This is a genomic window from Streptomyces sp. NPDC051940 (assembly GCF_040680895.1).
Lineage (GTDB): Bacteria > Actinomycetota > Actinomycetes > Streptomycetales > Streptomycetaceae > Streptomyces.
Genome location: NZ_JBFAXR010000040.1, coordinates 22,306 through 31,225 on the forward strand (window position 1 = coordinate 22,306; position 8,920 = coordinate 31,225).

Annotated in this window: 9 protein-coding genes and 1 pseudogene; 6 read left to right on the forward strand and 4 right to left on the reverse strand. The window is 74.8% G+C overall.

The features are described 5' to 3' along the window. The first annotated feature begins 20 nt into the window (after window positions 1-20). From AB0M28_RS17805 to AB0M28_RS17820, 4 genes are all read left to right on the forward strand, one after another. Window positions 21-356, forward strand: a complete 336-nt coding sequence (locus tag AB0M28_RS17805; protein ID WP_365405067.1) for a hypothetical protein — start codon at window positions 21-23, stop codon at window positions 354-356. A gap of 46 nt (window positions 357-402) precedes the next feature. Continuing rightward, window positions 403-1,080, forward strand: coding sequence for a response regulator transcription factor (locus AB0M28_RS17810; protein WP_365405069.1), 678 nt, complete (start codon window positions 403-405; stop codon window positions 1,078-1,080). After that, the gene (locus AB0M28_RS17815) at window positions 1,070-2,425 is read left to right on the forward strand and encodes an ATP-binding protein (protein ID WP_365405071.1); all 1,356 of its coding nucleotides are present in this window, start codon (window positions 1,070-1,072) and stop codon (window positions 2,423-2,425) included. The genes AB0M28_RS17810 and AB0M28_RS17815 overlap by 11 nt, the downstream gene beginning before the upstream one ends. Window positions 2,426-2,520: 95 nt before the next feature. Beyond that, window positions 2,521-3,822 carry a hypothetical protein gene (locus AB0M28_RS17820; protein WP_365405074.1) on the forward strand — a complete coding sequence of 434 codons (1,302 nt, stop codon included), beginning with the start codon at window positions 2,521-2,523 and terminating at the stop codon, window positions 3,820-3,822. 49 nt (window positions 3,823-3,871) lie between these two features. On the opposite strand, the gene AB0M28_RS17825 is transcribed toward AB0M28_RS17820, so the two are convergent. The 3 genes from AB0M28_RS17825 to AB0M28_RS17835 form a co-directional block, all read right to left on the reverse strand. Beyond that, entirely contained in the window at window positions 3,872-3,994 is a 123-nt protein-coding gene (locus AB0M28_RS17825; protein WP_365405077.1) for a hypothetical protein, read from the reverse strand. 134 nt (window positions 3,995-4,128) lie between these two features. Continuing rightward, entirely contained in the window at window positions 4,129-4,902 is a 774-nt protein-coding gene (locus AB0M28_RS17830; protein ID WP_365405079.1) for a TIGR03943 family protein, read from the reverse strand. Further along, on the reverse strand, window positions 4,899-5,918 hold the full coding sequence (locus tag AB0M28_RS17835; protein ID WP_365405175.1) for a permease: 1,020 nt from the start codon (window positions 5,916-5,918) through the stop codon (window positions 4,899-4,901). Before AB0M28_RS17835 ends, AB0M28_RS17830 begins: the two co-directional genes overlap by 4 nt. A 234-nt stretch (window positions 5,919-6,152) precedes the next feature. On the opposite strand from AB0M28_RS17835, the gene AB0M28_RS17840 reads away from it, so the two are divergent. After that, window positions 6,153-7,172, forward strand: a complete 1,020-nt coding sequence (locus AB0M28_RS17840) for a DUF389 domain-containing protein (RefSeq protein ID WP_365405082.1) — start codon at window positions 6,153-6,155, stop codon at window positions 7,170-7,172. 4 nt (window positions 7,173-7,176) lie between these two features. On the opposite strand, the pseudogene AB0M28_RS17845 reads toward AB0M28_RS17840, so the two are convergent. Continuing rightward, window positions 7,177-7,869: pseudogene (locus AB0M28_RS17845) on the reverse strand (MerR family transcriptional regulator); the annotation flags it as partial. A gap of 94 nt (window positions 7,870-7,963) precedes the next feature. Here AB0M28_RS17845 and AB0M28_RS17850 point away from each other — a divergent pair. Continuing rightward, window positions 7,964-8,458 carry a DUF4188 domain-containing protein gene (locus tag AB0M28_RS17850; RefSeq protein WP_365405085.1) on the forward strand — a complete coding sequence of 165 codons (495 nt, stop codon included), beginning with the start codon at window positions 7,964-7,966 and terminating at the stop codon, window positions 8,456-8,458. Window positions 8,459-8,920 lie beyond the last annotated feature (462 nt).

An 8,920-nucleotide genomic window follows, 5' to 3' on the forward strand; every position in this document is an offset into this window, starting at 1 on the left:
GGCAGAGAGAGGAGCGGACCGTGACACGCAGGGTGAAGTGGATCGTCACCGCCTCGATCGCCGTCGCGCTGGCCGGGACCGGCGCCGGTATCGCGATGGCGGGGGCGGCCGGCGACGACGACGGACGCGAGGTCCCTATCACCGGTGCGGCGCTGGAGCGCGCCTCGGCCGCGGCGCTCGCGCACACCGGCGGGGGTTCCGTGACCGGTACCGAGACCGGCGACGAGGAGGGCTACTACGAGGTCGAGGTGACGCTCGCGGACGGCACCCGGACGGACGTACACCTGGACCAGAACTTCAAGGTGCTGGGCGACGAGCAGGACGGCGCCGACGACACGGACGGCGGCGAGGGCTGAGCGGACCGCCGGGCGCGGGCAGGCGGCGGCACGGGAGAATCACCCCATGCGCGTGCTGGTCGTCGAGGACGAGGAGCTGCTCGCGGCCGGGCTCCGCGAGGGGCTCGAGGCCGAGGGGTTCGCCGTGGACACCGCCGCCACCGGGACCGACGGGCTGTGGCTGGCCCGCGAGCAGCCGTACGCCGCGATCGTGCTCGACGTGATGCTCCCGGGGATCGACGGCTACCGGCTGTGCGCCACGCTGCGCGCCGAGGGCGTGTGGACCCCGGTGCTGATGCTGACGGCGCGCGACGCCGAGCGGGACGAGGTGCACGGCCTGGACGCCGGCGCCGACGACTATCTGGCCAAGCCCTTCAGCTACGCCGTGCTGGTCGCCCGGCTGCGGGCGCTGCTGCGGCGCGACACCCACGAGCGGCCCGCGCAGCTCGGCGCGGGTGATCTGGTGCTGGACCCGGCCGCGAAGACGGTCCGCCGGGGCGGTACGGAGATCGGTCTGACGGCACGGGAGTTCGCGCTGCTGGAGCTGATGCTGCGGCGGCGCGGGGAGACCCTGTCCAAGCACGAGATCCTCGGCCAGGTCTGGGACTTCGCCTTCGAGGGCGATCCCAACATCGTCGAGGTGTACGTCCGCCGCCTGCGCAACAAGGTCGACCGCCCCTTCGGGCGCGCGGCGATCGAGACGGTGCGCGGCTCCGGCTACCGGTTGGACGAGCATGGCGGGTGACCGGCGCGCATGGCACCTCGGCGTCCGGCTGCGTACAGTCCTCGCCGCGGTCCTCGTCGTGGCGGCCGGGCTGACCGCGGGGGCGGTGGCGCTGGTCGTGCTGCTGCGCGCCGAGCTGACCGGGGACGTGGAGGAGGCGGCGCGGGGACAGGCCGCCGGCATCGCGCGGGAGATCGCGGCGGGGCGCGGGGGCGTGCCGGCCGACGCGGCGGTGCACGACGAGCAGTTCGTACAGATCCTCGACGAGCACGGGAACGTCGTAGAAGCAGGACGCAACGTGGCCGGGCTGCCCGCGCTCGCCCGGCTCGGGCCCGGGGAGTCGGCGCAGGTGGACACGCCGCTGGACGACGAGCGGTTCCTCGTGGTCGCCGCCGGTGCGCGGCAGCCGGCCGGTGAGCAGCGCACCGTGCTGGTGGGGCGGGCGCTGCTGGGCGTGAACGACACCACCGCGCTGGTGGAACGGCTGCTGCTGTTCGGGCTGCCCCTGCTGCTGGTGCTGACGGCCGGTGTCACCTGGTGGTCGGTGGGCCGGGCGCTCGCGCCCGTGGAGGCGATCCGGCGGGAGGTCGACTCGATCTCCGCCGCCGAACTGCACCGCCGGGTCCCGCTGCCGCGCGCACGCGACGAGATCGCCCGGCTGGCGGCGACCATGAACCGGATGCTCGACCGGCTCATGGACGCCCGCGACAGCCAGCGCCGCTTCATCTCCGACGCCTCGCACGAGCTGCGCTCGCCCGTCGCCTCGCTGCGCCAGCACGCGGAGGTGTCGCTCGCGCATCCGCAGCGCACCCCGCGTACCCCGCTGGCCCGTGTGGTGCTGGCGGAGTCGCTGCGCATGCAGCGGCTCGTGGACGATCTGCTGCTGCTGGCGCGGGCGGACGAGCGGGCGCTCGGCACGGTCAGCGAGCCGCTGGACCTGGACGACCTGGTCTTCGAGGAGGCGGCGCGGCTGCGTGAGCGGACCGGGCTGCGGATCGACACGAGCGGGGTCTCGGCCGCCCGGGTCGGCGGCGACGCGGCGGCCCTGCGGCGGATGCTCTCCAACCTCGGCGACAACGCCGCCCGGCACGCCCGCGAGCGCGTCGCGTTCACGCTGGGCGAGGTGGACGGCGAGGCGCGGCTCACGGTCTCCGACGACGGTCCCGGCATCCCCGAGGCCGACCGGGAGCGGGTCTTCGAGCGGTTCGTACGGCTGGACCCGGCGCGCTCACGTGACGGCGGCGGCAGCGGACTGGGCCTGGCGATCGTGGCGGAGGTCGTCGCGGCGCACGGCGGCCGGGTGGAGGTGGCGGACAGCGCCTGGGGCGGCGCCCGGTTCGAGGTCACGCTGCCGGCGCGGGGGTGAGCGGCGCGGCGGGGCCCGCGTTCCCGCTGAGCGTTCAGCGTCCTGTCAGGGGTGCGGTGCCATGGTCGGAGCAGGCCCTACGAAGGAGGCCGACCGTGCTTCGTACCCCCGCCGCCTGCGCCGCACTCGCGACCGCCACCGTGCTCGCCGCGTGCACCGGATCGCCGCCCGACCCCGCCAAGGACGCGCGGGCCGCACCCACGACCGGGTGCGTCCACGTCGTCGACGAGGCCACCGGCCGCGAGCAGCCGGAGTGCCTGCCGATCGCACCCGACAGCAAGCGGGTCGACCTCGCGGCACCCGTCTTCTCCACCCCGCTGGCCGTCGACAACCCGCTCTTCCCGGCCGCCCGTGTCCGGCAGGCGGTGTACGGCGGGCAGGTGGACGGCGAGCCGTTCCGCACCGAGGTGACGCTGCTGCCCGCGACCAAGACGATCACCTGGCGCGGCGAGCCGGTGCGTGTGCTGGTCAGCCAGTACACCGCGTACTCCGCCGGACGGATCGTGGAGACGGCGTACGACTGGTACGCCCAGGCCGACGACGGCTCCGTGTGGTACTTCGGCGAGGACGTCTTCAACTACGAGGACGGCGTCGTCGCCGACACGGAGGGCACCTGGCAGGCCGGCCGCGACGGACCCGCCGCGATGATCATGCCCGGGCGGCCGCAGGCGGGCGACGTCTACCGTCCGGAGAACGTGCCCGGCCGGGTCTTCGAACAGGTCACCGTCAAGGAGGCCGGCAAGACCGTGGCCGGACCGTACGGCCCGGTCGACGGCGCCATCCTGGCGGGTGAGCTGCACATGGACGGCAGCCGGGAGGACAAGGTCTTCGCCCCGGGGTACGGCGAGTTCTCCACCGGCACCCCGAGCAGCGAACTGGAGCAGGTCATGCTCGCCGTCCCCGGCGACGCCACGCCGGGCCCGCTGCCCGCACGGCTTCGAGCCCTGATGGACGCCCGGGGCACGGCTGCCACCACGGCGGCGTGGCAGGCGTACCGGGCCGCCGACCGGATCCCGGCGCTGCTGGTGCGCCAGATGGACCGTGACCTGGCCGCCCTCGCCAAGGGCGACAAGGACGCGGCCCTGCGGGTGCAGCAGAACATCACCGACCTGCGGCTGCGCTACGAACCGGTCACCACCGTGGACCGCGCCCGGCTAGCCCTGTGGGCGCGGCAGCTGGGCACCGACGCCCGGGCGGACGAGGCCGGCGACGTGGCCGCGTCGGTCGCGGCGCTGGAGCTGGTCTGGGAGCGCGTGGGTCCGACGCTCACGGCCGGACAGCGGGCCGACATCGCCGGTCTGCTGCATGCGGCCCGCCAGGCGGCGGACGCCGAGGACAGCGCGGCGGCGTCGACCGTCTCCGGGCGGCTGGCGGACGCGGTGAGCGGGCTGGGCTGAGGGTTCCGGGGCCCTGATCCGCACGCGCGGATCAGGGCCCCGCGCCGTCTCAGGGGCGGGCGGGGCCCGCGCCGGCGCCGGTGGAGGTGATCTCCGCCAGGTCGGCGGGAGTCAGCTCCAGGCTCGCGGCGCCGATCCAGCCGGCGACCTGGGCAGGGGTGCCTGCGCCCACGATGGCGCCAGTCGTCGTCCGGCAGGTTCGCCACCCGGTCGGCGGAGAGTGCCGCCCCAGCCGAACCGCCAGCCCGGTCCGGCCACCGGTACGGCGCGGACCGGCGTTCGTCGGACGCATCGGAAGGCCCGCCCTCACCCGTAGCCGGGCGTGCCGGGCACGGTGTCCGTGTACGGGCTGGCGGGCTGGGGGACCTCCACCAGGGCGGTGACATCCAGGGCGTTGGCCGCGGCAGGGGTGCCCAGGGTGCCGCGCGGGTGCCAGCGGCCCGTGACCGTGACCCAGGTGTCGGCGGGCGGGGCGGGGACGCCGTGCATCTCGATCTTCCGGGCCTGCGAGTCGGCGGCGCAGCAGGCGATCACCAGCCGGGTGAGCTGCCAGGAGCCGCCCCGGCCCGGGGTGACGAAGCCCGTCAGCTGGACGGTCCGGCCCTTCAGGCTCTGCTTGCGGTCGTGCTGGGCGCGCAGCGTGAACTCCGACAGCGGCATCGGCACGGTGTCGCCGGCCGGCATCGGGGCGAAGCGGAGTTGCGTGTCGGGGGTGCGCGGGGAGGCGGAGGCCGCGGTACGGGCGCTGTCGCGGCCCGCGGTGTACGAGCCCAGGGGCGCGGGCGGGTGCAGCAGCAGGAGCAGGGCCGGGAGCAGCATCAGCCAGGCGGTGCGGGGCAGGGCGGTGTGGTCGTGGTCGCTGTGCTCGTGGTCGCCGTGGTCGTTGTCCTGGCCGCCCTTTTCGCGGCCGCCGTGCAGCAGCCCCAGCAGGCCCAGCGCCGCCAGCGCCGCGCCGGACACGATCAGCGGCAGCCGCAGGCCCTCCTTGACGTACCGCAGATACAGCTCCGTGGCCACCGTGACGTGCAGCAGCGCGCAGCCGACGAGGATCAGCAGCAGGGGGCGGGCGAGGCGCGTCACAGCAGCCACCACCCCGTGAGCGAGCCGCACACCACGGCGACCACCAGCGTGGCGGTGCAGAAGCGGGCGGCGAAGCCCCGGCCGAACGTGCCGGCCTGCAGGGCGATCAGCTTCAGGTCCACCATCGGGCCGACGACCATGAACACCAGCCGCGCGGTCGGCGAGAAGCCGGTGAGCGAGGCCGCCACGAACGCGTCGGCCTCCGAGCAGATGGACAGCACCACCGCCAACGCCGCCAGGAACAGCACCGACAGCCACGGCGAACCGGCGAACGCGTCGAGCACGCCCGGCGGCACCGTCACGTTGAAGGTGGCAGCCGCCATGGCGCCGACGACCAGGAACCCGCCCGCGTGCAGGAAGTCGTGCCCCGCACCGTCGCGGAACTCCGCCCAGCGGCCGCCGTGGTGGACGGCGCCCGCCCGGCGGGGCAGCCGCAGCCACTCCTCCTTGCCGAGCCGCAGCCACAGCCACCCCATCGCCATGGACGTGGCCAGCGAGGCGGCCAGCCGGGCCGCGACCATCTCGGGGCTGCCGGGGAAGGCGATGGCCGTGGCCGTGAGCACGATCGGGTTGACGGCTGGGGCGGCCAGCAGGAACGCCAGCGCGGCCGGAGCCGGCACGCCCCGCCGCATCAGGCTGCCGGCGACCGGCACCGAGGCGCACTCGCAGCCGGGCAGCACCACACCCGCGCAGCCGGCCACCGGCACGGCGAGCGCGGGCCGCTTCGGCAGCACCCGGGTCAGTGCCCGCGGGGGCACGAAGGCGCTGATCGCACCGGACACGAGCGTGCCGAGGACCAGGAACGGCAGCGCCTGCACGACGATCGCCACACAGACGGTCTGCCAGGCCTCGAACCCCGGATGGCGGAGCAGGCCGGCACGGACGGCCGTCAGGACGACCGCGGCGAGCACCGCGAGGGCGACGGCGGCCGTACGCCGGCGGCGGCCGCGGCGCGGCCGCCCGGTGTCCGGGGCCCCGGGCGCCAGGACGGGCGCGGGCGGGGCGACTTGCTGCAATTCGCTCACGGTTTCTCCGTGATGTGTTGATTTATACGTGAATCACCTGCACCGTATCCCCGCACCCGCGCCGCACGCGGGCCCCACGCCGCGCACCCGCCGACCGCGTGACGCGCGAGGCCCGGAGCCGTGATCCGCCGAGATGCGTACCGCCCGAAAACTCCTAGGCTCGACTCAGCCCCACCCGCCCTTGACGGGAAGGTCCTCCAACATCCGGCCCGAGGAGTCACGACCATGGCGGGAGTGGACGCGGACGCGGCCAGACGGATGGCCGGCACGCTCTTCATCGAAAGGTCCTGGCGCAGCCCCAGCTCCACCCGGTTCTGGGTGCTGCTGGTGCTGGCCGCCGTCATCGCGGGCGCGGGAGTCGTGGGCGACTCGACCGCCACCGTGATCGGCGCGATGATCGTCGCCCCGCTGATGACGCCCATCCTCGGCAGCGCGCTGGCGCTGGTCCTCTCCGAGCGCTCCCAACTGGTGCGCAGCGCCCTGCTGGTGCTGGGCGGGGCGGTGGCGGTGGTGTTGATCGGCATGCTGCTCGGCTGGATCGTCGCGCCGCCGGACGCGTTCGCGTCGAACAGCCAGGTCTCCTCCCGGATCAGCCCCCGGCTGATCGACCTCCTCGCCGCCCTGGCCACGGGCACGGTCGGCGCGTTCGCGCTCGTACGCACCGACATCTCCGACACCCTGCCCGGCGTCGCGATCGCCATCTCCCTGGTGCCGCCGCTGGCCGTCACCGGGCTGCTGATCACGGTGGGGCGCTACCACGACGCGAGCCAGTCGGCGCTGCTGTTCGCCACCAACGTCGCCGCGATCGTCGCCACCGGCACGATCGTCTTCCTCGCCTACGGCGTGCGCGCGGGCGCGCAGGAGGCGGGCATGCCCGTGGGCGACTTCCGCGGCCGCAGTATCGCCGCGGTCGTCGCGGTGCTCCTGCTCATCGCCGTGCCCCTGACCACGGGCACGCTCGCCGTCGCCCGGGACCGCTCGCTGGCCGCGCAGGCGCGGCCGGTGGCGGAGCTGTGGGCCGAGACCGGGAAGTGGCAGATCGCGTCCGTCGAGGCCCGTAACGGGATCGTGGTGATCGGCGTCCTCGGACTGCCGCCGCAGCCCGCGCCGACGGCCCTGCGGACCGCCCTCGACCGCAACGGGATGAGCGACGCGGATCTGGAGCTGCACCTGGTCGGCGGGCGCACGCACTGGTGCCCCGCGGACGCCTCGACGTGCTCGACGCCGGAGACAGGGCGGCTGTGACCGGCTACTCCGGGAGCGCGGGGCCGCCGCCGGCGTAGCCGAAGCGGCGGGCCGACTCCTCCGCGTCCGCGAGCCCGCGCAGGGCGAGCAGCACCGGCTCGTAGAGCACCGAGACCGCCACCGCGCCCTCCACCTGCTCGGCGGGGGTGGGGAACGACTCGACGATGGCCAGGTCCGCCGGGGCCAGCTGCGCGGCGGCCCGCGCGTACGGCAGCAGGTACTCCACGCCGTACGGATAGCCGAGCCGGGCCAGCGTGGCCGCGGCGGCGACGAGCCTGCGGTACGCGGGCGACCGGTCGCCCATCTCGGTCGAGAAGCCCCAGCCGAGGCGCTCCAGCAGCGCGTCCACCTCGCGGCGCGCGCGTTCGGTCTCGGGGGCGCCGGGGTCGGGCTGGGGGTCGTGGGGCAGGGACCAGACGGCCGTGCCGATACGGGCGTTCTGGCCGAGGGTGTCGTCGTCGACGGCCTTCAGCACCTCGCGGGCGGCGGCGACGGGGACGCGGCCGATCTGGATCAGGGCGCGGACCAGGCGCAGGCGGCGGAGGTGGTCCTCGGTGTAGTCGGACTGGGTGGCGGTGACGCGGCGGCCCGGCGGGAGCAGGCCCTCCCGGAGGTAGTACTTGATCGTGGCGGTGCTCACGCCGCTGCGCTCGCTGAGCTCGGCCAGTCGCATGTCTCTCGGCCCTTTCCGGTATCCCCTTGCGGTCGCGCTTGGAGAGTGGCACTATCCAATCATAGATAGCGGCACTATCCAACGGGGCGGCGGAGGCCGCGGGCAAGGGGAGCCAGTCATGGGTGCGAAGCCGGTCTACGAGCGGTTGACCGCGGATGCGCGGGGGGACGTGGTGGTGTTCCTGATCGGGATGCGGATCAACCGCTTCCGGTCGGTGCGGAGCTGGCTGCCGGCGTTCCGGGCGATGCCTCGGATGCTGCGGGAGCTGTCGCGGGATCCGGAGAGCGGGCTGCTGCACCATGTCCTGCTGACGGCGAATCCCCGGGTGTTCTACGTCGTGCAGTACTGGTCGTCGAAGGAGAAGCTGCTCGAGTACGCCTCGCGGACGGACCGGGAGCACAGGCCCGCGTGGGCGGCGTTCAACCGGGCTGTGCGGGTGGGGCGGGGGGCGGTGGGGATCTGGCACGAGACGTACGAGGTCCCTGCGGGGCGGTACGAGAACCTCTACTACGGGATGCCGCCGTGGGGGCTGGGGGCGGCTCACGGGGTCGTGCCTGTGGCGCGGCGCGGGGAGCGGGCCGCGGACCGCCTCGCGGCGGGCGACACGGCGTAACGGCCTTCGCTGCCCCCGTCACGTCCCGCTGCGGGGGCTCCGCCCCCGACCCCCGTTCGCGGGCTGCGCCCGCGCCGCGCCTGAACGGCGCTCGCCCTCAAACGCCGGGCAGGCTGGTTTCGGCCCGCTCCCCGTGACGCCTGGTAACCGAAGTTCCGGCGCTGCGCGCCTCGCCCTCAAACGCCGGGCAGGCTGCGTATGCCCCCTCCCCGTGCTGCCTGGTGACGGCCCTGTCGGCGCTGCGCGCCTCGCCCTCAAACGCCGGGCAGGCTGAAAACCGACCGGCCGCCGGACCAGCGCGAGCGCCAGCACAACCCGCCCCAACCCACCGGCAACCCCAGCCCGCTGACAAACACCGCCCGCCGGCAAACCCCAGCCCGTCCGGCGTTTGAGGACTTCGGGCGAAGCCCGAAACGCGCCGCAGGCGCACGCACGACCGCAGGACACAGCCCGGCGCAGCCG

Excerpts from the sequence above, each read along its gene's own strand:
- AB0M28_RS17810 (WP_365405069.1), top strand. The coding sequence starts at position 403 with ATGCGCGTGCTGGTCGTCGAGGACGAGGAGCTGCTCGCGGCCGGGCTC.
- AB0M28_RS17815 (WP_365405071.1), top strand. The coding sequence starts at position 1,070 with ATGGCGGGTGACCGGCGCGCATGGCACCTCGGCGTCCGGCTGCGTACA.
- AB0M28_RS17840 (WP_365405082.1), top strand. The coding sequence starts at position 6,153 with ATGGCGGGAGTGGACGCGGACGCGGCCAGACGGATGGCCGGCACGCTC.
- AB0M28_RS17850 (WP_365405085.1), top strand. The coding sequence starts at position 7,964 with ATGGGTGCGAAGCCGGTCTACGAGCGGTTGACCGCGGATGCGCGGGGG.